Origin of the sequence: Streptomyces roseoviridis (genome assembly GCF_039535235.1) — a bacterium.
Classification (GTDB): Bacteria; Actinomycetota; Actinomycetes; order Streptomycetales; family Streptomycetaceae; genus Streptomyces; species Streptomyces roseoviridis.
In genome coordinates, this window is sequence record NZ_BAAAWU010000001.1 from 1,806,261 (window position 1) to 1,830,880 (window position 24,620).

At 72.4% G+C, this 24,620-nt stretch carries 18 protein-coding genes; 4 read left to right on the plus strand and 14 right to left on the minus strand.

Annotated features, from left to right (window positions below; genetic code table 11):
- Positions 1-121: 121 nt before the first annotated feature.
- The 6 genes from ABD954_RS08110 to ABD954_RS08135 all read right to left on the minus strand — a co-directional run bounded on the left by ABD954_RS08110 (position 122) and on the right by ABD954_RS08135 (position 7,024).
- Positions 122-832, minus strand: a complete 711-nt coding sequence (locus ABD954_RS08110; protein ID WP_345485115.1) for a ribonuclease HII — start codon at positions 830-832, stop codon at positions 122-124.
- A 344-nt stretch (positions 833-1,176) separates the two neighbouring features.
- Positions 1,177-3,132: a DUF4153 domain-containing protein gene (locus tag ABD954_RS08115; protein ID WP_345485116.1), complete on the minus strand. Its 1,956-nt coding sequence runs from the start codon at positions 3,130-3,132 to the stop codon at positions 1,177-1,179.
- A gap of 381 nt (positions 3,133-3,513) precedes the next feature.
- Entirely contained in the window at positions 3,514-4,425 is a 912-nt protein-coding gene (locus tag ABD954_RS08120) for an ADP-ribosylglycohydrolase family protein (protein ID WP_345485117.1), read from the minus strand.
- A 12-nt stretch (positions 4,426-4,437) separates the two neighbouring features.
- On the minus strand, positions 4,438-5,097 hold the full coding sequence (locus ABD954_RS08125) for a histidine phosphatase family protein (RefSeq protein WP_345485118.1): 660 nt from the start codon (positions 5,095-5,097) through the stop codon (positions 4,438-4,440).
- Between the two features lie 443 nt (positions 5,098-5,540).
- A complete protein-coding gene (locus tag ABD954_RS08130; protein WP_345485119.1) occupies positions 5,541-6,146 on the minus strand; it encodes a YdbC family protein in 606 nt (201 codons plus the stop codon).
- A gap of 32 nt (positions 6,147-6,178) precedes the next feature.
- Entirely contained in the window at positions 6,179-7,024 is an 846-nt protein-coding gene (locus ABD954_RS08135; RefSeq protein WP_345485120.1) for an arylamine N-acetyltransferase family protein, read from the minus strand.
- Positions 7,025-7,084: 60 nt separating this feature from the next.
- Here ABD954_RS08135 and ABD954_RS08140 point away from each other — a divergent pair, with 60 nt between their 5' ends.
- A complete protein-coding gene (locus tag ABD954_RS08140; RefSeq protein ID WP_345485121.1) occupies positions 7,085-7,615 on the plus strand; it encodes a TerD family protein in 531 nt (176 codons plus the stop codon).
- Positions 7,616-7,675: 60 nt separating this feature from the next.
- On the opposite strand, the gene ABD954_RS08145 is transcribed toward ABD954_RS08140, so the two are convergent.
- The 3 genes from ABD954_RS08145 to nrdR all read right to left on the minus strand — a co-directional run bounded on the left by ABD954_RS08145 (position 7,676) and on the right by nrdR (position 12,188).
- Positions 7,676-8,428, minus strand: a complete 753-nt coding sequence (locus tag ABD954_RS08145) for a DUF6215 domain-containing protein (protein WP_345485122.1) — start codon at positions 8,426-8,428, stop codon at positions 7,676-7,678.
- Positions 8,429-8,610: 182 nt separating this feature from the next.
- Positions 8,611-11,502 carry a vitamin B12-dependent ribonucleotide reductase gene (locus tag ABD954_RS08150; protein WP_345485124.1) on the minus strand — a complete coding sequence of 964 codons (2,892 nt, stop codon included), beginning with the start codon at positions 11,500-11,502 and terminating at the stop codon, positions 8,611-8,613.
- A 176-nt stretch (positions 11,503-11,678) separates the two neighbouring features.
- Positions 11,679-12,188 (minus strand): transcriptional regulator NrdR, encoded by a 510-nt coding sequence (gene nrdR, locus ABD954_RS08155; protein WP_345485125.1) that lies wholly within the window; start codon positions 12,186-12,188, stop codon positions 11,679-11,681.
- 502 nt (positions 12,189-12,690) lie between these two features.
- Here nrdR and lexA point away from each other — a divergent pair.
- Positions 12,691-13,482: a transcriptional repressor LexA gene (gene lexA, locus ABD954_RS08160; RefSeq protein WP_345485126.1), complete on the plus strand. Its 792-nt coding sequence runs from the start codon at positions 12,691-12,693 to the stop codon at positions 13,480-13,482.
- A gap of 214 nt (positions 13,483-13,696) precedes the next feature.
- Here the strand turns inward: lexA and ABD954_RS08165 are convergent, their stop codons facing one another.
- The 5 genes from ABD954_RS08165 to ABD954_RS08185 form a co-directional block, all read right to left on the minus strand.
- Complete coding sequence (locus ABD954_RS08165) at positions 13,697-15,679, minus strand: ATP-dependent DNA helicase (protein ID WP_345485127.1); 1,983 nt, start codon at positions 15,677-15,679, stop codon at positions 13,697-13,699.
- Positions 15,680-15,728: 49 nt separating this feature from the next.
- A complete protein-coding gene (locus ABD954_RS08170) occupies positions 15,729-17,531 on the minus strand; it encodes an IucA/IucC family protein (protein WP_345485128.1) in 1,803 nt (600 codons plus the stop codon).
- Positions 17,532-17,591: 60 nt separating this feature from the next.
- On the minus strand, positions 17,592-18,335 hold the full coding sequence (locus tag ABD954_RS08175) for a GNAT family N-acetyltransferase (RefSeq protein ID WP_382746057.1): 744 nt from the start codon (positions 18,333-18,335) through the stop codon (positions 17,592-17,594).
- Between the two features lie 87 nt (positions 18,336-18,422).
- Positions 18,423-20,309, minus strand: a complete 1,887-nt coding sequence (locus ABD954_RS08180; RefSeq protein ID WP_345485129.1) for an IucA/IucC family protein — start codon at positions 20,307-20,309, stop codon at positions 18,423-18,425.
- A 45-nt stretch (positions 20,310-20,354) separates the two neighbouring features.
- Positions 20,355-21,770, minus strand: coding sequence for a diaminobutyrate--2-oxoglutarate transaminase family protein (locus tag ABD954_RS08185; RefSeq protein WP_382746055.1), 1,416 nt, complete (start codon positions 21,768-21,770; stop codon positions 20,355-20,357).
- Between the two features lie 319 nt (positions 21,771-22,089).
- Here ABD954_RS08185 and ABD954_RS08190 point away from each other — a divergent pair, with 319 nt between their 5' ends.
- Complete coding sequence (locus ABD954_RS08190) at positions 22,090-23,271, plus strand: trypsin-like serine peptidase (protein ID WP_345485130.1); 1,182 nt, start codon at positions 22,090-22,092, stop codon at positions 23,269-23,271.
- Positions 23,272-23,424: 153 nt separating this feature from the next.
- Positions 23,425-24,600 (plus strand): trypsin-like serine peptidase, encoded by a 1,176-nt coding sequence (locus ABD954_RS08195; protein ID WP_345485131.1) that lies wholly within the window; start codon positions 23,425-23,427, stop codon positions 24,598-24,600.
- The last annotated feature ends 20 nt before the right edge of the window (positions 24,601-24,620 follow it).

Consider the following 24,620-nt stretch of genomic DNA (forward strand, 5'->3'; position numbering starts at 1 on the left):
TCCGGCGGGTGGGCGCAGAGATGCGCCCCGGCTGCTGAGACGGCTCTGCCGGAGAGACCCAGGGGCCCGCCGGAGCATCCAGAAGCAGATTCAGAAGCCGGAAGTCGGTGGTGGGAAGTGGTCAGAAGTCGAAGCCGAGTTGGCCCCCGCTTTCGAGTGCGGCCGCCTCGGCGGAGATCCGGACCTTCTTGAGATGCCGCCAGCGAGGCATCGCGTCGAGATAGGCCCAGGAGAGCCGGTGATAGGGGCTGGGCCCCAGCTCGTGCAGTGCGGCCTTGTGAACCGGGGACGGGCAGCCCGCGTTGGCCGCGAAGGCGTAGGCGGCGTAGCCCTCGGCCTCGGCCTCCAGCTCTGCCATCAGCGCGTCGCGGCGGACCTTGGCGATCACGGAGGCGGCGGCGACGGCGACGCAGGACTGGTCGCCCTTGATCACCGTACGGACCTGCCAGGGGGTGCCGAGGTAGTCGTGCTTGCCGTCGAGGATCACGGCGTCGGGGCGGACCGGGAGGCCTTCCAGGGCGCGGATCGCGGCCAGTCGGAGCGCCGCGGTCATCCCCAGTTCGTCGATCTCGGCGGGTGAGGCGTCGCCCAGCGCGTACGCCGTGACCCACCCCTCGAGTTCCGCGGCGAGCGCGGCGCGGCGTTTGGGGGTGATCAGCTTGGAGTCGGTGAGCCCTGGGGGCGGGCGGCGCAGGCCGGTGACGGCGGCGCACACCGTGACTGGACCTGCCCAAGCCCCGCGTCCGACCTCGTCGACCCCGGCAACGATCTTGGCGCCGGTGGTGGCCCGGATCGATCGCTCGACAGTGTGGGTGGGTGGTTCGTACGGCATGGCGCCTGACAGGTTACGCCGATGGATACCTCCCTTGGTACCCGGATTCCGTGTGCTGGTCCACCCCGGCCGAAACCCGACCCCTCCAGCACGGCGCACAGGTGGCATCTCTTCGCTGCCGCACATCACCGAGCGAGCGCCGGAATCTCCTTCGATCCCCTCGCGGACGGCACCGAACGCCTCGCCCTGCGGCCGCGTTACGGGCTGCTCACACTCCGTCGAGGCTCGCCCCAAGGGAACGGCCGACGGTCTCGCGGTCGCATTCGTGAAGGATTTCCGCCGTCTGAGGACGTGGGCGTGCTCTCCTCTCCGTACGGTACGGGGAGGAGAGCACGCCCCGTCTCTCAGGGCGCGTACGGGTCGGAGTCGTCGGAGTAGGGGTCGGCGTCCGGGTCGTAGTGCTCCTCACGCGTCGGGTCGCCGCACGAGCCGGTGCGGCCGGCCTCGCGCTCGGCCAGGATGTCCCTGGCCCGGGCCTCCGCCAGGCTGGTCTCGTACCAGGCCTCGTCGCCGTCTTCGCGGAGCCGGTAGGCGAGGCTCTGCAGTGCGCAGGACCGCAGCGGTTCGGGCAGCCGGTCGAGGGCCGGCACGGCATCGGCCGAGAGGCCCGCCAGGTAGTGCAGGTCGATCTTTCCGAGCCGTTCGTGGCGTTCGACGTTCTGCTGGGCGATGACGGAGTCCGGCTGGATCAGTCCGAAGACGAGGACGAAGCCGGCGGCGCTGGCCGCCAGGGCGCGGGGCAGCAGACGGGCGCCCCAGATCCCGGCCGCCATGATCAGCAGGATCACCACGCCGAGCCAGATCTCCATGGCGGTGACGGAGATCCGGAGCCGGGTGAGACCGTACGCGTCGACGTACAGGTCCATCCTGCGCAGGGCGGAGGCGACGACGACGAGGGTGAGGACGCACAGGGTTCCGAGCACGGCCCGCACCAGACGCCGGTCGCCGGCATGGGCGCGGGGCGCCCAGCGCAGGGCCAGGCCGATCACGCCCAGGGTGAGCAGGGTGGCCATGAGCAGCTGCCAGAAACCCTGGCGCGCGTACTCGGCGTAGGTCAGGCCGGTCTCGTCGAGGACCTTGTCGTAGCCGCCGAACAGCACGGTGAGCTGGATCCCGATGAAGGCCGCGAAGAGCAGGTTCAGGACGACCAGCGGGAGCGCCCATTCGAACCGGCCGCGGGCCCGGCCGGGGCTGAAGGTCAGGCGGTCCCACCGCAGCGGTGCCGCCGCGGTGCGGGCGACGGCGAGGCCGCCGACCACTCCGAGCAGGAAGAGCAGCAGCCGCCAGGGCGCCTGGTCGAGAGAGACGTCCGGGACGAGCGAGCCGAGCAGGTCGGCGAAGGCGGCGTCGGCCCCGGCGAACAGCGCCCCGAAGACGACCAGCAGACCGACCGCGATCAGGACGGTGCGCAGGAGCGGACCCCAGCGCCCTTGGGACGCGCCCGCACGCTCGCGTACGCCCCGCCATCCCCACATCATGCCGGTGCCGACGGAGTCGAAGAGGCCGAGGGGACCGAACAGCATGCTCGGCCATCCGCGGCCACCGTGCAGGGCGAAGCCGGTGAGACCGAGGGCCGTGACGACCGCGAGGAAGGTCGGCCAGCTCGCGTCGCTCAGCACCGGCACGACGAGCAGCGAGGCGGCTCCGATCGCCCAGACCAGGGTCCAGGGCCGCAGCCGTCGGCCGGCCGCACGGGCGGCGAAGGCGCCGGCGAGGGTCGCGGGCACCGCCACGAGCAGCAGGTTCACCCCGGCGCCCCCGCCGAGCAGCAGGGCCGCGGCCAGCGCGGTGGCGAGGACGGCCCACAGCGTGGCGGCGGTCGGCTTGGCGGGTGCGGCGGGCCTGAGCCGGCTGGGCTTCGGCTGCGGCGGGCCCCAGGCCCGGTACGTCGGGTGGGTTCCCGGCCCGTACGGCTGCCCCGGTCCGTACGGCTGTCCCGGCCCGTACGGCTGTCCCGGCCCGTACCTTCCGGGAGGCGGCCCGCCGGGCGACGGCGCGCCGCCGAACGCGGCCGCCCTCGAAGCGGCTGGGGCAGCGGGCGAGGCGGGTAGGGCGGGTGGGGCGGGTGATGCGGCGACGGTCCGCCCCGGTTCCGGCGTGTTGGCCTGCGCCGACGGCGCGGTGCCCTCGGGCCCGGCGCCGCCCTCCGGCCCGCCACCCTCCGACGAGCCGCCCGGCGTGTTCGCCTGCGCCGACGGCGTGGCACCCTCAGGCGCGGCGCCACCCTCCGGCGAGCCGTCCGGCGCGCTGCCCTCCGGCCGGCCGTCCTTCGGCGGCTCTGCGGATGGTGTATCGGTCACGGGACCCCCTCCCGGCCCGGGCCGCGCGGCGGCCGTGTGGCCGGAGAAGGCGGTCCCGGGTGTCTCGTCGGCACGCTGTTGTCATGATCAGCGCTGCGGAGTGGCCGACTCTAACCGCGCCGCGCCCTGCCGAACCGCCCCGGACGCGGCTGTGGCAGGACCGTGACACTCAGCCCGCCCGAACCCGTCGGCGGGCGACGGGTTCCGCCCTGAACGTCCGATTCCGAAAAACCCGGCCTCGCCGTCGGCCAGGGCATCGCCGCCCTCGACGGGCCTGCACCAGGGCCGCCGCCACCGAGGGCGGCCGCGCAGGTCGTCCCCGTCATGACCTGGCCGCAGGCCATCGGCATGTCGGTGGCCTACGGTGCCAGGCTCGTCGGGCTACGGGCGTACGGCCGAGGGGACCCAGTCGGGCAGGTCTTCGGTCTGGGCCAGCCACTCGGCGGGCGGGGCCCCGGCCGCCGAGGCGGCGACGACCCCGCCGGCGATGGCGCAGGTGGTGTCGACGTCACCGCCGACCTCCGCCGTCGTCCAGAACATCCGCTCGAAGTCACCGAGCGCCCGGGCCGCGGACCAGAGCGCGAACGGGACGGTGTCGTGCGCGGTGGTACGCCGGCCGCTGCCGAGCACTGCCGCGACCGTGGCCGCGTCACCGTAGTCGAGCATGTCGCGCGCCCGGCGCAGACCGGCACCGACGGCGCTGCGCGGCACGAGGGCGACGACTCCGTCGAGCAGCGCCTCGGGCGTGGGCGGCCCGGCCGGGTCCGCGGCGAGGGCCGCGGCGGCGGCGACGGCCATCGTCCCGACCACGGCCTCGCGGTGCTGATGGGTGGTGTACGCGGAGATCTCCGCCTGGTGGGTGGCCTGCTCCGGGTCGTCCGCGTACCAGGCGCCGAGGGGCGCGATCCGCATGGCCGCGCCGTTGCCCCACGAGCCCTGGCCGTTGAAGAGGGCCGCCGCGAGCTGCCGCCAGTCGCCTCCCTCGCGGATGAGCCGGAGCATCCGGTTGACGGCCGGGCCGTAGCCGCGGTCGAAGTCGTGGTGACGGGCGAACGACTCGGCGAGGGCGTCCTGGTCGACGCGGTGGTGGCTGACCAGCACGGCCAGGACCGAACAGGCCATCTCCGTGTCGTCGGTCCACTGCCAGGGACCGGGCGGCAGCTCGTGCCGCTTCAGCAGGGGGTAGTGGGCGGGAACGAAGAACTGGGAGCCCAGGGCGTCTCCCACGGACAGCCCGCGCAGGCTGGCCAGGGCGCGGTCGAAGCGCCGGTCAAGAGAGGAGTCAGCGGTCATCGCTCCGCCACTCTATCCGGTGGGGCCGTACGGTTCCGGGGTACGCCAGCGTTCGAAGGGCCGGTCGAGCCGGTACTTCCCGTCCTCTCCGAGCAGCAGCATCCGGGTCTCCGCGTTGCCCGGGTTGGAGAGGGACTCGAAGTCGGCGACCGTCCAGTGGAACCAGCGCATGCAGAAGAGGCGCATGGTCAGGCCGTGGGTGACGAGCAGGACGTTGGGCGGGTGGTCGGGTGCCTCGAAGCTCCGGTAGAGGCTCTCCAGGAAGGCGCCCACCCGGTCGTAGACGTCCGCTCCCGACTCGCCCTGGGCGAAGCGGTAGAAGAAGTGTCCGTAGGCGTCCCGGTACGCCTTCTGGAGGCGCACGTCCTCCCGCTCCTGCCAGTTGCCCCAGTCCTGCTCGCGCAGCCGGGGCTCCTCCCTGACCCGGACGCGGTGCGGGTCGAGCCGGAACGCGCGCAGCGTCTCGTGCGTGCGGCGGTACGGCGACACGTAGACGCTGACCCGCTCCTGACCGAACAGCGCCCGCAGCCGCTCCCCGGTCTCCTCGGCCTGCCGCCACCCGGTCGCGGTGAGCCGGAGCGCGTGGTCGGGCTCCCGCTCGTACACCGTGTCATCGGCATTGCCCTCGGACTCTCCGTGCCGTACGAGGACGATGCGCCGCGGTCGTGCCATGCGACCGACCCTAGACGGACCCCCGCCGGCCGGCTCAGCCGGGCAGGCGTCCGGAGTCCATCCGGCGTATGCGGCGCCTCTTCGTCACCCGCGAGCCACCCGCGAGCCACCCCGTGACCGGATCGACCCGGCGGTCGGAGCCCAGGCCGCCGGACGGCCCCGGCGGTGGCGGTGGGCGCCGGCGCGTCCCCGAGGCGAGCACCGGCGGAGCGGGCCTCGCCACGCCACGCCCAGCCGGCCGGACGGGGCCCGGGCGGAGGGGCCGGCCGGAGAGGGCCGGGCCGACCGGGAGGGCGGTCGGGCCGAGCCGGCCGGTCCCGCTCAGCCGGACTCGTTCAGCCGGTCCCGCTCAGCCGGACTCGTTCAGCCGGTCCCGTTCAGGCGGCCTCGTTCAGCCGGTCCCGTTCAGGCGGCCTCGTTCAGCGCCCCGTCCACCCGTCCCTTCACACCGTCCAGGCGGATTCGAGCTGCACCACGTCGCCGGTCATCGCCGCCACGTCGGCCTCGGTCTGCGCGCGCAGGCCGAGGCGCTCGACCCGTTCCGCCCGGTACTTGCCGTGTTCGGCCGCCGAGTTCCACATCGACAGGACCACGAACTCGTGTCCCGGCGCCTCCCCGAACATGCCGCGGAGCATGCCGGGGGATCCGGCCATCGCCGGGTTCCACACCTTCTCCTGCATGAGGGCGAAGTGCTCGACCTTCTCCTCCCGCACGCGGCAGTGCGCGACCCGGGCCACGTCGGCGTCGGCGAAGCGCGGCTCGAATCCGGTCTTCACGTCGAAGCGGTGGTCGAACAGCTTGACCTGGGCGTTGCGGAACGTGCCGACCTGCGCCGCCGCCAGCCGGTCGTGCGAGCGCGCCATGAAGGAGTCGTAGAAGGCACGGCTCTCCCAGAACGCGAAGACGTGGGCGACATCCGGCCTCAGCCGGCTCCATCCCCCGCCCTGCCCCCGGAATCCCGGCTCACCGAGCAGCCCCGCCCACTTCCGCTGCCCCCGCTCGAACCCTCGACGGTCCACCACGGTGCAGCGAATCCACTTGACCAGCACCGCGCCATGGTACGGGGCGGAACGGCACGCCGTCAGACCTCTGCGGAGTGCACCCGCAGCAGGCCCGCGGCCTCCTCGTCGTCCAGTTCGATGCCGAACAGCCCGTCGAGGGTCGCGACCAACTCGTGCGGCCCGACCCGGCGTTCCTCGCGGCTCCCGTCCACGCGCACCGAGGTCAGGCCGTCGCGGACCAGAGCCCTGCGCACCTCGGACCCGGGCCGCTGGGCCACGACCTGGCCGAGGAAGCGCGATTGGGGATGGCTGGAGCTGTAGTGGTTCATGAGCTCGAAGTCGACGGGGTACAGGGTGTGCGGAGCGAAGGCGTACAGATCGGTCCACCCCTCCGGGCGACGGGCGCGCAGCACGTGGACGCCCTCGTCCTCGGCCTCGACGCCGAAGCCCCAGCCGTCCTGCTCGACCCGGGAGCCGGCGGTCAGCGGCACCGGCTCCAGTGGCCCCTGCCACCCGAATCCGGCGTCCACCAGCCACTGCTCGTCCTCGACGGTGACGACGAGGAGCGCGTGGGTGACCGGCGTCAGCACGTCTCCGCGGGTACGGTTCCGGGCGCCGCGGCCCGCGACCCGGAAGCCGATCCGCTCCAGGGCGGCGGCGAGCAGGGTGTTCTGCTCGTAGCAGTAGCCGCCGCGCCGCCGGTCGACGAGCTTGGTCCGCAGGCTCGTGACGTCCAGCGCGATCCGGCGCCCGAGTGCGACGTCCAGGTTCTCGAAGGGAATGGCCGAGACGTGCGCCCGCTGTACGGCGCGCAGGGTGGCCAGATCGGCCGTGCGCGCCCCCGAGTAGCCGATCCTCGCCAGATATGCGTCCAGATCCAGCTCTTCCCCGCCCCACATGCGGCGCTCCCCCTCGTCCGGTGACATGTTGATCACATGACACCATGAACGTCTCGTCAGAAACCGCGCGCGGAGAGGGGATTCACGATGAGCGGACTCAACAAAGGGGTCGGCAAGGTCGAGGTGGCGCTCAAGTGGGACCCCAGTCCGGCCGGCGCCGCTCCGCACGACCTGGACCTCGTCGCCGGGGTCTACACGGCGGACGCTCCGCACGGCTCTCCGGCCTATCTGGTGCACTTCGACAGCCGCTCCCCCGACGGCACCATCACGCTCCACCGCGACAGCCGTACGGGCCAGGGCTTCGGCTACGACGAGGCGATGACGCTCGAACTCCCGCGGCTCGCCGAGCGGTACGCGCGCGTGGTGGTGGGCGTGGCCATCCAGCAGAGCGGCGGCCGGGTGACCTTCGGGCAGGTGGCCCGGACCGGCGTACGGGTCCGTGAGGGCTACACCGACCTCCTGGACGACGACCTCACGTCCGTGGCGGACGCGACCGCCGTGGTCGTGGCCGAGTTCGTCCGCGACGAGACGGAAGGCTGGACCTTCCGTCCCCTCCTGCGCGGTCTCGACACGGATCCGCAGGACTTCGGCGCCCTGATGGGCGCGCGGCACTCCTGAGCCGGGCCGCCCGGCCACGGGGCGCCGGTCCTCCGCGGGACCGGCGCTCCGGCCGGCTCGTCAGCCCGTCGTCCAGCCGGGAACGGTCGGCAGCACCCGCTCGGCGAGGCGCACGAGCGCGGCGTCGTCGACCGGGATCCCCTGGTCCTGGCGCCAGATGACGAGCTCGTAGGAGCCGCCGCCGTCCTTCGGGTCCTTGGCGACCAGCAGGTGCCGGGCGATGCCGCCCGTCGTGGTCTCCGCCTTCCCGCCGCCCAGCGGCGCCCTGAACGCGAGGGTGCGGTCCGAGTAGAAGAGCGCGGTGCGCCCCAGAACCTTCGTGGGCTCCACCGTATTCCCGAGCAGCCGTCCCAGGCGTGCGACCGGAAGGCGGTCGTAGGAGACCGAGAGGCGCACGGAGTACGTCGGCAGGTCGACGGCGCCCGAGGGCGTCGGGATCCTGCCGCCCCCGGCCCCGTTCCCGTCCCGGGCGCCGTTCCCGTCCCCGGCTCCGTCCCCGTCCCCGGCGCCGTTCGCGCTCCCGGTCTCTCCTCCGCCCTCGCTGCCGCCGAGGGTCGTCCACCCGTGGGTGCCGTACGCGTTCGTCGCCTTCTCGCCCGGCGTCGCGAGCAGCACCGGCAGGTCCGGCCGGTTCAGCGCCTCGCACAACCGCGTCCCGGACACGTACCGCGGCGGCACGGGATCGGTCGCCGCCGTCGTGCAGACGGCGGGGCCCCGTTCCACGGAGCCCTCCTGGGAGGTCTTGGCCAGGAACCAGAAGCCGCCCGCCAGCACCCCGCCCAGGGCCAGCGCCGCCGCCACCTGCGCGCCCACCCTCGGCCCCTTCAACGATCCGCCCGTGTCACAGGCCATGTTCCACCCCACCCCTGGGCGCGCTCCGTGCGCGCGACGGCAGAGCCTAACCAGTGATCGTCGGCGCGCGAACGGAGAGGTCCGCGCACGCGGAAGAGGGTGCCGACCACCGGTCGGCACCCTCTCACTCACGCGTCAGTCGGTCAGCTGCAACCGCTGGTCGAGCCGCAGCCCTCGCAGATGTAGCAGGAGCCGGCGCGCTGCATCTTCGTACCGCAGGAGAAGCAGAGCGGGGCGTCCGCGCTGATGCCGAGCTGCATCTCCACGAGCTCCGCGGAGGTGTGGGCCTGCTTGGGCGCCGGAACCTCGGCCTTCGGGGCCGGGGCGGCGACGGCCTTCAGCTCCTGGGCGCGGGGCGCGGACTGGGCCAGACCCTCGACGTCGACGTCCTCCTCGGCCGGCTCGTACGAACCGGTCTCCAGGTGGCGCTGACGCTCCTCGGCCGAGTGGATGCCGAGGGCGGAGCGGGTCTCGAAGGGCAGGAAGTCGAGCGCCAGGCGACGGAAGATGTAGTCGACGATCGACTGCGCCATCCGCACGTCCGGGTCGTCCGTCATGCCGGCCGGCTCGAAGCGCATGTTGGTGAACTTGGAGACGTAGGTCTCCAGCGGGACGCCGTACTGCAGACCCACGGAGACGGCGATGGAGAAGGCGTCCATCATGCCGGCCAGGGTGGAGCCCTGCTTGGACATCTTCAGGAAGACCTCGCCGAGACCGTCGTCCGGGTAGGAGTTGGCGGTCATGTAGCCCTCGGCGCCACCGACGGTGAAGGAGGTGGTGATCCCCGGGCGGCCCTTGGGGAGGCGCTTGCGGACCGGGCGGTACTCGACGACCTTCTCGACGGCCTCGCGGATCGTCGCCTCGGTCTTCGCGGTCACCTCGGCCTTCTCGTCCTCCTTCTTCTTGGCGGAGAGCGGCTGGCCGACCTTGCAGTTGTCGCGGTAGATCGCGAGCGCCTTGACGCCCATCTTCCACGCCTCGAAGTAGATCTCCTCGACCTCCTCGACGGTCGCCGACTCCGGCATGTTGACCGTCTTGGACAGGGCGCCCGAGATCCAGGGCTGGATGGCGGCCATCATGCGGACGTGGCCCATCGCGGAGATGGAACGCTCGCCCATGGCGCAGTCGAAGACCTCGTAGTGCTCGGTCTTCAGGCCGGGGGCGTCGATCACGTTGCCGTGCTCGGCGATGTGGGCGACGATCGCCTCGATCTGCTCCTCCTGGTAACCCAGGCGGCGCAGGGCCTGCGGGACGGTGCCGTTGACGATCTGCATCGAGCCGCCGCCGACCAGCTTCTTGAACTTGACCAGGGCGAGGTCGGGCTCGAGGCCGGTGGTGTCGCAGGACATCGCGAGGCCGATGGTGCCGGTCGGGGCGATGACCGAGGCCTGGGAGTTGCGGAAGCCGTTCTTGGCGCCGAGACGGATCACGTCCTGCCAGGCCTCCGTGGCGGCGGCCCAGATCGGGGTGTCCAGGTCGTCCATGCGGACGGCCTTGTCGTTGGCGTCGGCGTGCTGCTTCATGACCCGCTGGTGCGGCTCGGCGTTGCGGGCGTAGCCGTCGTACGGGCCGACGACCGCGGCGAGCTCGGCGGAGCGCCGGTAGGAGGTGCCGGTCATCAGGGAGGTGATGGCGCCGGCGAGGGCGCGGCCGCCGTCGGAGTCGTAGGCGTGGCCGGTCGCCATCAGCAGGGCGCCGAGGTTGGCGTACCCGATGCCGAGCTGGCGGAAGGCGCGGGTGTTCTCGCCGATCTTCTGGGTCGGGAAGTCGGCGAAGCAGATGGAGATGTCCATCGCGGTGATGACGAGCTCGACGACCTTGGCGAAGCGCTCCACCTCGAAGGACTGGTTGCCCTTGCCGTCGTCCTTGAGGAACTTCATCAGGTTCAGCGAGGCGAGGTTGCAGGACGTGTTGTCCAGGTGCATGTACTCGCTGCACGGGTTCGAGCCGTTGATGCGGCCGGACTCGGGGCAGGTGTGCCAGTGGTTGATCGTGTCGTCGTACTGGATGCCCGGGTCGGCACAGGCCCACGCGGCCTCGGCCATCTTGCGGAAGAGCGACTTGGCGTCGACCTCCTCGATGACCTCGCCGGTCATGCGGGCGCGCAGGCCGAACGTGCCGCCGGACTCCACGGCCTTCATGAACTCGTCGTTCACGCGGACGGAGTTGTTGGCGTTCTGGTACTGGACGGACGTGATGTCGTCGCCGCCCAGGTCCATGTCGAAGCCCGCGTCACGGAGGGCGCGGATCTTCTCCTCCTCCTTGACCTTGGTCTCGATGAAGTCCTCGATGTCCGGGTGGTCGACGTCGAGGATGACCATCTTGGCCGCGCGGCGGGTGGCGCCGCCCGACTTGATCGTTCCTGCGGAGGCGTCGGCGCCGCGCATGAAGGAGACCGGGCCGGAGGCGTTGCCGCCGGAGGAGAGCAGCTCCTTGGAGGAGCGGATGCGGGAGAGGTTCAGGCCGGCGCCGGAGCCGCCCTTGAAGATCATGCCCTCTTCCTTGTACCAGTCGAGGATCGACTCCATGGAGTCGTCGACGGACAGGATGAAGCAGGCGGAGACCTGCTGGGGCTGCGGCGTGCCGACGTTGAACCACACCGGGGAGTTGAAGCTGAAGATCTGGTGCAGGAGGGCGTAGGCCAGCTCGTGCTCGAAGATCTCGGCGTCGGCGGGCGAGGCGAAGTAGCCGTAGTCCTCGCCGGCCTTGGTGTAGGTCTTCACGATCCGGTCGATGAGCTGCTTGAGACCGGTCTCGCGCTGCGGGGTGCCGACGGCCCCGCGGAAGTACTTGCTGGTGACGATGTTGACCGCGTTCACCGACCAGAAGTCGGGGAACTCGACGCCTCGCTGCTCGAAGTTGATCGAGCCGTCGCGCCAGTTGGTCATGACGACGTCACGACGCTCCCAGGTCACCTCGTCGTACGGATGCACGCCGGGGGTGGTGTGGATGCGCTCGATACGCAGGCCCTTGCTCGCCGCCTTGGCTCCCTTGGTGCGGGAACCACGTGCCGGACCGCTCGCCGTCTCTGTCATGCCGCCTCCCATATACGGGCAAAACACCCTGGAGCACCCGGAAAATTCCAGGGCCCTGTTTTCTGTACTGCTGTCTGTACTGCTGCTGCCACGAGCGCCTCAGGGGCCTCTCGGGGCACGTCCTTCCCCGGCCGCGCGGCGGCCGGCTGCCGGACCCTGGCGGTCCGGCCCGCCGGTCAGTCGGCGGCGTGGGCGGGAACGGGGACCCCTGGGGTCGCCGCGGTCCCGCCGTCCTCAGCGGGAGGCCGCTCACGGAGTTCCGCGATGGCGGCCTCGAAGTCTTCGAGGCTGTCGAAAGCCTTGTACACGGACGCGAAGCGCAGGTAGGCGACCAGGTCGAGTTCCTGCAGCGGGCCGAGGATGGCCAGTCCCACGTCGTGCGTGGTCAGCTCGGCGCTCCCGGTGGCGCGCACCGCCTCCTCGACCCGCTGGCCGAGCTTGGCGAGGGCGTCCTCGGTGACGGGCCGCCCCTGGCACGCCTTGCGCACGCCGGAGATGACCTTGGTACGACTGAAGGGCTCGGTGACCCCGGACCGCTTCACCACCATGAGCGAACACGTCTCCACCGTCGTGAAGCGACGGGAGCAGTCGGGGCACTGGCGGCGGCGTCGGATCGACGTCCCGTCGTCGGTGGTGCGACTGTCGACGACACGGCTGTCGGGGTGCCTGCAGAAGGGGCAGTGCATTGGTTCCGACCCTCCCTCACGGCACGACTGAATAGCTTCGCCGGGCCCGTCAAGGCCCCCTCGAAGCGACCACCAGCATAGGCGATCCGAGCACCCCCGGCAGACCGGGGACCACTACTTGTGGGTGGCGGATGCAATCCAACCACTAGATCTTGGGTCCATCCGCAATTTCGGCACCATGCGCGTGTCGCGCCGCCGACGGGCGCGCGAAGCGCGGCGGGAACGGGCATGAGGGTACGGGAAGGGCGCGGCGCCGCGGATTGCGGGGTGGCCGGTGCGACACTGGAAGGGCGTCCCCGGGGACGGAATCCGTCCCCTGCGGCCCGGTGGTGAAGGCTACCGTGACGACCGCGTTCGAACGGCGGGGGTCTGCATATACACCCACCTATGTGTACGCGTAAGCCGAACTGCGAATTTTCACTCGAACGTGTGTTTGGCGCAACCTTTCGAAAGCCACTACCGTTGTGCCAGCCAGGGAGACCATTCGAGAGGGGCCGACGACGTGACCACCACCGCAGACAGTGCCACCATTACCGCCCAGGACCGCTCCCAGGGCCGACTCGAGCCGGTACACGCCATGAACGACACAGTCATGAACGGGGAGGGGGAGCCCGGCCGCCCCGCGCGCTCGCTCCCCGGCCGGCCTCCAGGCATCAGGGCCGACAGCTCCGGCCTCACCGACCGGCAGCGCCGGGTCATCGAGGTCATCCGCGACTCCGTGCAGCGCCGTGGATACCCCCCGTCGATGCGCGAGATCGGCCAGGCCGTCGGCCTCTCCAGCACCTCCTCCGTGGCACACCAGCTCATGGCCCTCGAGCGCAAGGGCTTCCTCCGTCGCGACCCGCACCGGCCCCGGGCGTACGAGGTGCGCGGCTCCGACCAGCCCAGCACCCAGCCGACGGACACGACGGGCAAGCCCGCCGCCTCCTACGTTCCCCTGGTCGGCCGCATCGCGGCCGGTGGCCCCATCCTGGCCGAGGAGTCGGTCGAGGACGTGTTCCCGCTTCCCCGGCAGCTGGTCGGTGACGGCGAGCTGTTCGTCCTCAAGGTCGTCGGCGACTCCATGATCGAGGCCGCGATCTGCGACGGCGACTGGGTCACGGTCCGCCGCCAGCCCGTCGCCGAGAACGGTGACATCGTGGCCGCCATGCTCGACGGCGAGGCCACGGTCAAGCGCTTCAAGCGCGAGGACGGCCACGTCTGGCTGCTGCCGCACAACGCGGCCTACCAGCCGATCCCCGGCGACGAGGCCACCATCCTCGGCAAGGTCGTCGCCGTGCTACGACGGGTGTGACCCACCACGTCGGCCCTGCACCGGGCCCCGGGACCCACTGCGCCGGTCCCGGGGCTCTTTTTTCTGGGCTCTGTTCTCCTCCGGGGGCGCTGGAGCCGAGCTCACGGCACCGACCGTGCTCGCCCCCTCGTTCCTCAGGGCCTGCGCGCGCCTCGGCACGGTTCCCTCGGCGCACCCCTTCGGTTCACTCGCCTCGGGCGCCTCGGGACGCCCCTCAGGGCTGGTCGGCTGCCGCCTTGAGCGCGGCCGCGTCGATGGCCGCCAGCGACCGCCGCACCTGATTGCGATCGGTCGTGTACCAGAAGTCGGGCATCGACGCCTTGAGATAGCTGCCGTATCGGGCGGTGGCGAGCCGCGGATCCAGGACGGCGACCACGCCGCGGTCCCCCGTCGCCCGTACGAGCCGGCCGGCACCCTGCGCCATGAGCAGCGCCGCGTGGGTCGCCGCCACGGCCATGAAGCCGTTGCCGCCGGCTTCCTCGACCGCCTTCTGCCGCGCGCTCATCAGCGGGTCGTCCGGGCGCGGGAACGGGATCTTGTCCATGACGACCAGCTGGCAGCTGGGGCCGGGCACGTCCACCCCCTGCCACAACGACAGCGTCCCGAACAGACAGGTCTTCGGGTCGGCGGCGAAGTTCTTGATCAGCTCGCCGAGCGTGTCCTCGCCCTGGAGCAGGATCGGCAGCTCGGGGATCCGGGTCCGCAGCTCCTCGGCCGCCTGCTGAGCGGCCCGCATCGAGGAGAACAGCCCCAGCGTCCGACCGCCGGCGGCCTGGATCAGCTCGGTCAGCTCGTCGTGCATGTCGCCCCGCTCACCGTCCCGGGCGGGCCGGTTGAGGTGCTTGGCCACGTACAGGATGCCCTGCTTGGGGTAGTCGAAGGGCGATCCGACGTCGATGCCCTTCCACACCGGCAGGTCCTCGCCCTGAGTGCCCTCGGGCGCGAGCCCCAGCGAGGCTCCCACCCCGTTGAAGTCGCCGCCCAGCTTGAGGGTGGCCGAGGTCAGCACCACCGAGCGGTCCGCGAACAGCTTCTCCCGCAGCAGGCCGGAGACACTGAGCGGCGCGACCCGCAGCGAGGCACCGAAGCGGTCGTGCCGCTCGTACCAGACGACGTCCCACTCGGAGCCCTGGGTGATCCGCTCGGCCACCCCGTGGACGGTCTCCACCGAGGCGAGGGCCTGCTTGCGCACGGCGTCCTCGTCCTGCACGGAGCGGTCGCGGGTGGATCCGAGCGCGGTGATCACCGCCCGCGAGGCGTCGCGCAGGGCCATCAGCGCATAGCCGAGGTCCTCCGGGATCTCCTCCAGGCGGCCGGGCAGTGCCAGCTCCATCAGCTTCTCGAAACCCTCGGCGGCGGTCTGCAGCTGATCGGCCACCTTCTCGTCGACCAGCTTCGCCGCCCGTCGCACCGCCCGGTTCACCTGGCCGGGCGTGAGCTCGCCGGTGGCCACGCCGGTCACCCGGGAGACCAGCTCATGGGCCTCGTCGACGATCAGCACCTCGTGCTGCGGCAGCACCGGCGCACCCTCGATCGCGTCGATGGCGAGCAGCGCGTGATTGGTGACGACGACCTCGGCCAGCTTGGCCCGCTCACGGGCCGCCTCGGCGAAGCACTCCGCCCCGTACGCGCACTTGCTCGCGCCCAGGCACTCGCGCGAGGAGACCGAGACCTGGGCCCAGGCCCGGTCCGAGACGCCCGGCGTGAGGTCGTCCCGGTCGCCGGTCTCCGTCTCGTCCGACCAGTCCCGCAGCCGCAGCAGGTCCTGGCCGAGCTTGCTGGTCGGCGCGGCCGCCTCGAAGGGATCGAAGAGTCCGTCCTCCTCGTCCTGCGGGACGCCCTCGTGCAGCCGGTGCAGGCACAGGTAGTTCGACCGGCCCTTGAGCATGGCGAACTCGGGGCGGCGGCGGAGCTGCGGATGGAGCGCGTCGACCGTCCGCGGGAGGTCGCGCTCGACGAGCTGGCGCTGGAGCGCCAGCGTCGCCGTCGCGACCACCACCCTCTCGCCCTGCGCCAGGGCCGGCACGAGATAGCCGAGGGACTTGCCGGTGCCGGTGCCGGCCTGGACGAGGAGGTGGGAACCGTCGTCGATGGCCTCGGCAACGGCCTCGGCCATGGTGACCTGGCCGGGGCGCTCCACACCGCCGACGGCGGTGACGGCGGCGTGGAGGAGATCGGGGAGGGATGGCTTCGTCATAGCCCTCCCAGCCTACGGGGCGGCACTGACAGCCGGGTCCTCCCCGTGATCACGCGAGCGGGTTGGGGACGGTGCCGTGGACGGCCGCGTGGGGCCGCTCGGGGCGGTCGCGGTAGCCGTCGAGGTGGAGGCGGTTGCGGTTGAGGCACAGCCGCTCGATCCTCGGGACGAGGAGGTCGAACAGCTCGAACCGTTCCTTCAGCTCCGGGAAGCGTGCCTGGTGGCGGAGGATCTCGGTACGCACCAGGGTCCAGAACTCCTCCTCGGGCACGTCGAGTTGTTCCTCGCACAGCGGCGCCAGGTAGCGGAAGACGCCCACGAAAAGGCCCGAATGGATGAACTGGGTGAGGAAGTCGGGCTCCTCCGTGAGGAGCACGGCGCGGACGTCGTCCGGCATGGAGGCGTGTTCGGGCAGCGGCACGGCGCTGACGTTGACGTCGTCGACGAAGTCCTTGATCGCCAGGCGGACGGGCACGTCCTGTTCGTCGTAGACGACGATGGCGTTCTCGCCGTGCGGGGAGAAGACGGTGCCGTACCGGTAGAGGAAGTGCAGCAGGGGCGGCAGCAGGGCGGCGAAGAGGCGCTGGAGCCAGGCCCGGGGGGCGAGGTCCGAGCGGGTGACCAGCTCGGCGACGAAGGCCCGCCCGTCGGGGTCGGTGTGGAGCAGCGAGGCGAGGGTGCGGGCGCGCTCGCCGGGGGGCAGCCGGAGGGGTTCGCGCCAGATGGCGCCGAGGAGTTCCTTGTACTGGTACGGGACTTCCGGCAGCCGGTCGTACAGCGGGTGCTCGACGGTCACGGACGCGACCTCGCCGAGCAGGATCACGCCGCACTCCTCACGCAGGAAGGGGTCGGCGTCGCGCAGGCCGTGGACCCAGGAGGTGACGGCGGGGGCGGCGAGGGTGCGCTCGGTGGGCAGGCCCCGCCAGACCAGGGTGTTGAGGACGGAGAGCGGCAGCTTGACGGTGTGCCGGTCGGGACGGGTGGTGTTGAGGAAGGTACGGACGGACTGCTGCGGCAGTCGCAGGTCGGGGTCGGCGGGGAGCGGGACCACGGCTCCGGTGGCGATCGCCGGGGCGTAGAGCGGCAGCAGGATCTCGTCCCACTGCCAGGGGTGGACGGGCAGGAACAGATAGCCGTCGGGGTCGAGGCCGCGGGCGCGCAGCGTGCCGTGGAAGGTCTCCCGCACCTCGGGGTCCAGTTCGCGGGCGTAGAGCAGGTCGGGGGTGTCGAGGCCGGGGGCGCCGCGGTAGGCGGCGATCCGGCTGCTGACCGCGATCCAGGGCAGGCGGGCGGGGCGGCGCGCCTCGGGGGTCCAGCGGGCGGCGTCGGTGGCCGAGAAGCCGATCCGGCCCTTGTTGGCGACGAGCCACGGGTGGCCGGTCTGGTGGCCTTCCAGCTCCGCGTAGCCGAGGTCGGCGAGGCGGGCGGCCGGCAGGGCGGTGTGGTCGAGCCGGGTGTCGGCGGCGAGGGTGGTGGTCAGCTCGCGGATGAGGTGGCCGAGGGTGGCGCCGTCGAGGGCGAGGAGCCGGCGGGCACGGACGAGGAAGGCGAGGGGGTCGGTGGCGGGCCTGCCGTCGAGGGTGAGCGAGCCGGGGTCGACCCGCCAGCTGTCGTAGGCGCCGCGGCGGGCGGTGAAGGCGAGGGTGCCGCCGTCGTCGAGGGTGAGGGCGTAGCGGCCGGGGCCGTCGGCCGGCCGGGGCCGGACGATCTCCTCGTAGGCGAACTCGGCGACTGCCTTGGCCAGCAGACGGGCACCGGCCCTGCTCCAGGCGGCCGCCCGGAGCTCGGGGGGATCGTAGAGGTCCGACGGTGTGGATGGTGCGGAGTCGTGAGGTGCAGGGGACGTCGACACGAGGACTCCTCGGAGTGGGAACCGCTGTGGGTCGAGCGGTGTATGTAAGGCAGAGGGTGTTCAGAGGACGTGGCGCAGGGCCCGGTCGCGGATCATGAGCGCGGCTCGTTTGTCGGGCAGGTCGATTTCCGCGGAGAGGCGGAAGCCGGCGGCCAGGAAGGCTGACACGGAGGGGGTGTTGCGCAGGTCGGGTTCGGCGATGACCCGGGTGCACCGGGGCCGGTGGTCGAGGACGAGGTCCGCGACGGCCCGCAGGAGCGTGGTGCCGAGGCCGCGGCCGCGGTCGGCGGCGCCACCGATGAGCAGGTGGATCCCGGTGTCGTGCGGGCGTGCGGGGTAGTGGCGCGCGAGCGGGTCGAGGTCGGCGCGGTAGATCTCGAAGTAGCTCATCGGTGTGGAGTCGAGGACGCCGAGGCAGGGCACGCTGCGTCCGTCGCCGTGGAGTTGGGCGCGGAGGTGGTCGGCGGTGACGCTGTCGGGGCCCTGGAGCTCCCAGAAGGCGGCCACGGCCGGGTCGTTCATCCACCGGGCGACGAGCGGCAGGTCGCGGTCGAGCCGGACGGGGACGAGCTGGAAGCGGCCGGCGGGCGTGGCGGCCGGGCGCCAGTCGGCGAGGTCGTCGAGGAGGTCGCCGGTGTCGCCGGTGTCGCCGGGGTGCTGCTCGCCCAGGGCGAGGAGGGCGGCGAGTTCCTCGGGCAGGTGCAGGTCCAGGGTGTCGTCGGCGCTCGGGTCGGCGCTCGGGTGGGCGACGTGGTCGGCATCGGGTGGGCCGGCGGTGCCGGGGTGCGCTTCGGTGGGAGGCACGGGGCGCTCTCCTCTCGGCGGGCGGGGGGCCGGTGGTCGTGTGGGGTCGGCGGGCGGGGCCGGCCGGGGTGGTTTCGGGTGGTGGGTTCAGGTGCGGAGGGGGTTGGTGATGGTGACGTAGACGGACTGGGTGTCGACGGGGCCGACGAGCTCGTCGAGGCCGTGGAGGCGGGTGAGCAGGTTGGCCTTGCAGCGCAGGGTCGCCGCCTCCAGGAGCCGGTGGGGCAGCGGTGAGCCGAGGCTGGTGACGCCGGTGAGGAACTGGCGGAGGGCGGCGAGCAGGACGCGTTCGTCGGCGAGGTGCTGGGAGCCGAAGGCGCCGATGAGGCCGAGGACGTTGTTGATGCCGAGGTAGTAGGCGAAGCGTTCGTCGGTGACCTGGTCGGAGACGAAGGTGTCGCTGACGGTGCCGATGCCGGGGAGGCGGCTTTCGAGGTCGTCACGGCGGGACTCGCGGAAGTAGTAGCCCTGGTTGTCGCGGTAGCGGCCGCCGACGGGCCAGCCTTCGGGGTCGAGGAGGACCAGGGTGTTCTGCTGGTGGGCCTCCAGGGCGACGCCGGCCTGTCCGTCGAGCCAGAGCACGGGGCGGACGACCTGGTCGAGGTAGCGCAGGAACCACTCGGCGGCGACCGCGGTGGTGGGGCGTCCGGTGCGGGAGGCGAGGCGGAGGACGATGTCGGCGAGGCGTGAGCGCATCCGGGTGGAGCCGGGCCAGGGCCGCGGGGCGGTGAGTCCGGCGAGGCAGACGGCGTCGTCTCCGGCGGCGAAGGGGTTGTGGCGGATCATGACGTCGAGTCCGGGGACGGGTTCGCCGTCGGGGGTGTCGACCGCGAGCCAGGCGGGGTCGCGGACGATGTCGAAGCCGGGGTGCGCGGCCTGCCACTGGTCGACGAGGCCGGTGCGCAGCAGCCGGTGGACCTCGACGCCGCGGTGGAGTTCCTTGCGGAGGTTCTCCCGGCGGGAGTTGGTGATCCGTACGCCGAGGGAGAGCTTGAGCATCGCGCGGGCGCCGGGGCGGTGCACGGTGCGGACGGAGGAGGTGGGGTGCCAGTGGCTGCCGTGGGGGCCGAGGTCGTGGAGGAGGCCCGCGTCGAGGAGGGCGGCGACGGCGGGGCGGTGGCGGAGCTCCCGGGCCTGCCAGGGGTGGAGGGGCAGGGCAGCGGTGCCGGTGGGGAGGTCGAGGCCCTCGGCGAGGCCGGCGGTGAGCTGGGCCGCGGCGACAGGGCGGCCCTGTTCGGTCCAGGCGGAGTCGGTGGCGAGGACGGCGGGGTCGACGGCCATCCAGTGGAGGGGGAAGGAGCCGTGGAGTTCGGGTGAGTAGAGCCGGGCCTCGGCGTCGGAGAGTCCTTCGCGGCTCTTGGGGGTGGGGTGGAGGGGGTGGCCGAGCAGCAGGGACTGTTCGGCGGTGAGGAAGAGGTCGGCCTCGGGGGCGGGCCGGGGGTCGCGCCGGCGTGCGGCGATGAACTCGGCGGTGCGGCGGGTGGAGTCGGCGACCCGGCCGACGAGTTCGGTGGCTTCGGGGCGGCCGGTCTCGCGGCTGAGGAGGGCGGCGAGGGTGACGGCGTCGACGGGCGGCGCGGAGGCGGGGAGGCCCTCGATGGCGGGGGCGCCGAAGCGGTGCCAGCCGGTGGGCGACCAGTGGCGGACGGGGACGAGGAGGGCGGTGCCGCTGGTGTCGAGGGGAATGCGCAGGGGGGCGTCGCCGCTGGGCGCGGGGAGGTTCTTCTCCCGTACCCAGCAGCGCAGCAGGTTCTCGACGGAGGCGCTGTCCGCGGCGCGGGCCGGGTCGGGGTCGTCCAGCGGGTCGGGCGCCGTCGCCCCGGCCCCGGCGGGTGCGGTGCCGCCCGGCTCGTACGGGGCGGGGTGGGGGCCCGGGTACTGCCGGGGGACGGTGGGTTCGGCCGTCAGGGGGCCGCCGGCGGTGCCGGTGCCGGGCGCTTCAGGAGCGGGGGTGGGGGTGGGGGTGGGGTTCACGGGGTTCCTTGGGAGGGGGCGGGGACCGGTCGGAGGCGGTCCGGTTCAGTGGGGCGATCCGGACGGTCGGGGCCGGTGGGCCCGTTCGGCAGCGGCCAGGGCGTCGGCGAAGCGGTCGAGGACGGCGGCCGCCTGCTCGTCGGTGAGGGTGAGCGGGGGCAGCAGGCGGACCACCGCGCCCAGACGGCCGCCGAGTTCGACGATGAGTCCTCGGTCGAGGCAGTGACGCTGGACGGCGCGGGCGAGCTCGGCGTCCGGTGGCGGGGTGAGCCCGTCGGGGCCGGTGGCCTCCGGGTCGACGAGTTCGACGCCGATCATCAGTCCGCGGCCGCGGACGTCGCCGATGGAGGGGTGGGCCGCCGCGAGGCCCTGGAGCTGTCCGAGCATGCGGGCGCCGAGGGCACCGGCGCGTTCGGCGAGCTGGTTCTCGCGTACGTAGGCCAGGGTGGCGGCACCCGCGGCCATGGCGAGCTGGTTGCCACGGAAGGTGCCGGCGTGGGCGCCGGGTTCCCAGGCGTCGAGCTCCGACCTGTAGACGATGACGGCGAGGGGGAGGGAGCCTCCGATGGCCTTGGAGAGGACCATCACGTCGGGGACGACGCCGCTGTGTTCGACGGCCCAGAAGGCGCCGGTGCGGCCGACTCCGGTCTGGATCTCGTCGGCGATCAGCGGGATGGACCGGGCCTCGGTGATCTCCCGCATGCGGCGCAGCCAGTCGTCCGGGGCGGGGATGACGCCGCCTTCGCCCTGCACGGGTTCGAGGATCATCCCGGCCGGGGTGGGGATGCCGCTCTTGGGGTCGTCGAGCACGCTCTCGGTCCAGCGGGCGGCGAGTTCGGCGCCGCGGTCGCCGCCGACGCCGAAGGGGCAGCGGTAGGAGCGGGGGTAGGGCAGCCGGGCGACGCGGACGTCGGTGGCGCCGCCGGAGGCGTCGAGGGCGCCGGCGGTCATGCCGTGGTAGGCGCCGCTGAAGGCGAGGACACCGCTCCTGCCGGTGGCGGTGCGGACGAGTTTGAGGGCGGCTTCGACGGCGTCGGTGCCGGCGGGTCCGCAGAACTGGACGCGGGCGTCGTCGGCGAGCCCCGCGGGGAGGGTGGCGAACAGTTCGGTGACGAAGGCGTCCTTGACGGGGGTGGCGAGGTCCAGGACGTGGAGGGGTGCGCCCGAGTCGAGGACCTTGCGGATGGCCTCCAGGACGACGGGGTGGTTGTGCCCGAGGGCCAGGGTGCCCGCGCCGGAGAGGCAGTCCAGGTAGCGGCGGCCGTCCGCGCCCTCGATGGTGAGCCCTCTGGCCCGCACGGGGACGATCGGCAGGGACCGCGCATAGGTGCGGGCGGCGGATTCGCGCTGGGCCTGGCGGCGCAGGATGCCCTCGTGGGCGCTGCCGTCGACGGTCGTGCGGGGGCCCTCCAAGGCCCGCGCGGCCGGTGGTACGGCCGGAGCTGGTTCGGTCACGGCCACGGCTCGGTGTCCTCCCGCGGTAACGGTTGCGTTGCACGTCGGTACGTTGCAGGGCCGGCCCGAGGGCGTCCTGAAGGCTGCCGTCGTGTCCCCCGCACGTACCAACGACGGGGTCTGCCGGGGATCACGGTCGGGCGTCAAGATCCTTGGCGGCTCGTGGATCACGGCACGGCAACGACCGGTGCGGGGCCGGAACCGCGGACCTGCGTCGTACCGTCCCCTCCGGCACCGGCATAGTGGGGGCTTCGTGCGACGCGGGCTGCCGCGCCGCCGTTGTTCACCTATGCACAAGTTGACGTAGTCCCAGGGGGATCACGAGATGCGATCGATTCGTCCGCTGCTGGCCGCAGCGTCCGCCGTCGCGGCGCTGACGCTGACGGCGACTGCCTGCGGTCCGACCGAGGACAACGCGGGGGGTGACAAGCAGCCCACCGCCTCCGCGACCCCGTCCGCGGGCGGCAAGATCACGATTCCGCCGGACCTGAAGGAGCGTCTGAAGGAGCACGGGATCGACGTCGACCGGTGGCGGGGCGGCGAGTGGAAGAACTGGGACAGGGACAAGTGGCTGCGTGAGGCCAAGGACTTCGTCAACCCGATCATCGAGGACCTCTGGGACCCGGACCGGATGCGGGACGCCGAGCGTCCCGACAAGCCGGTCGAGGAGGAGGACATCTCCGGTGACAAGGGCGTGACCGACCCGACGCCCGAGCCGGTGCGGGCGAAGGCCGTGCAGCCGCCCTACCACTCGTCGGAGCCGGCCTCCGGCAAGGTGTTCTTCGACGGCCCCGAGGGCTCGATGGTCTGCTCGGCGACGGTCGTGCAGGACCCGGCGCACCCGGGCAAGTCCAACATGGTCTGGACGGCCGGGCACTGTGTGCACGCGGGCAAGAAGGGCGGCTGGTACCGCAACATCGCCTTCGTCCCGTCGTACAACGACAGCGGCAAGCCGACGGCCGCGCTGGAGAGCGCGACCCGCGAGGAGATCGCCCCGTACGGCGTGTGGTGGAGCGACTGGGCGCAGACCTCGCAGCAGTGGATCGACCAGGGCGGTCAGACCGGCGGCAAGGGCGCTCCGTACGACTACGCGGTGCTGCACGTGACGCCGGAGAAGGGCGGTACGGGCAAGTCGCTGGAGGAGACGGTCGGCGCGGCCCTGCCGGTGGACTTCAACGCCCCCGCGGTCCCGAAGATCGCGAGCATGACGGCGACGGGCTATCCGGCGGGCAAGCCCTTCGACGGCCAGAAGATGTTCCAGTGCGCGGACAAGCCGGGCCGGCTGTCGGTGAAGGCGGATCAGCCGACGATGTACCGGATCGGCTGCAGCATGACCGGCGGTTCCTCCGGCGGCGGCTGGGTGGCCACCGGCAAGGACGGCAAGCCGGCGCTGGTGTCGAACACGTCGATCGGGCCGGTGTCGGCCGGCTGGCTGGCCGGTCCGCGCCTCGGCGCCGAGGCGAAGGCCCTGTACGAGGGCGTGAGCAAGAAGTACGCCAACCAGTAGGACACGCGCGGGTGTCGGGCGGGACCGATGCGGTCCCGCCCGGCCCGTGCGGGCATACTGTGCACCGCTAGTGACGCGTCCATGGCAAACCATCCGTGGCGGCCGCAGCCGCCCCGGGCCGGACGCGCGAACACCCCAGGGGGAAACCACTTCATGCGTTCCATACGACTCATGCCCGCCGCCACCGGCGTGGCGGCGGCGCTCGCGATAGCGCTGACCGCGACTGCCTGCGGCCCGACGGAGACTCCGGCGGCCGACAAGCCCGCCGAAACCACCGCCACCGCCACCGCGAGCCCGGCCGCCGGCGACGCCGGTGACGCCCTCGCCGACGGTCTCGACAAGCTGAAGAAGCACGGCGTCGACATCGACAAGTGGAAGAACGGCGAATGGCAGAACTGGGACCAGGCCACCTGGCTCCGTGAGGCCGAGGACTTCGTCAACCCGGTGATCGACGGCCTGTGGGACACCGAGCGGATGCAGTCCGCGACGAGCCCCGACCCGACCGTCGAGACGCAGGCGACCGGCGGCGGCAGCGACCCGGTGCCGCGGCCGGTGACCGCGCAGCGCGAGAAGACGCCGTACCACCGCAACGCCGCCCCGGTCGGCAAGATCTTCTTCGACTCGCCGAAGGGCCACATGGTCTGCTCCGGCACGATCGTGAAGGACCCGCGCCGGCCCGGCAAGTCCAACCTGGTGTGGACCGCGGGCCACTGCGTCCACGCGGGCAAGAAGGGCGGCTGGTACCGCAACATCACCTTCGTCCCCGCCTTCAACGACCTGGGCAAGTCGCCCTCGGCGCTGCGCAACGCGCAGCCGCACCAGGTCTACCCGTACGGCCAGTACTGGGCCGACTGGGCCGTGACCTCCGGCGAGTGGATCAGGAACGGCGGCACCAACCAGGCCTGGCCGTACGACTACGCCGTGCTGCACGTCCAGCCGCAGAAGGGCCGCAAGTCCCTGGAGGAGACGGTGGGCGCGGCCCTGCCGATGGACTTCTCCGCTCCGGCGCCCGCGCGGACCGGCACCGTCGGCGCCTGGGGCTACCCGGCCGCGCCGCCGTACAACGGCGTGATCATGCACAAGTGCCTGGACCGGGCCACCCGGTACACCACCGCTCCGGCGACGCCGACCATGTACCGGATCGGCTGCACCATGACGGGCGGCTCCTCCGGCGGCGGCTGGTTCCGCGTCATGCCGAACGGCAAGACGGCGCTGGTGTCGAACACCTCGATCGGCCCCGCCGGCCGCAACGGCTGGCTGGCCGGACCGCAGCTGGGCAAGGGCGCCAAGGCGGCCCACGAGATGGTCAGCAAGAAGTTCGCCCGCTGACCGCATCCGACCCGCCGGTC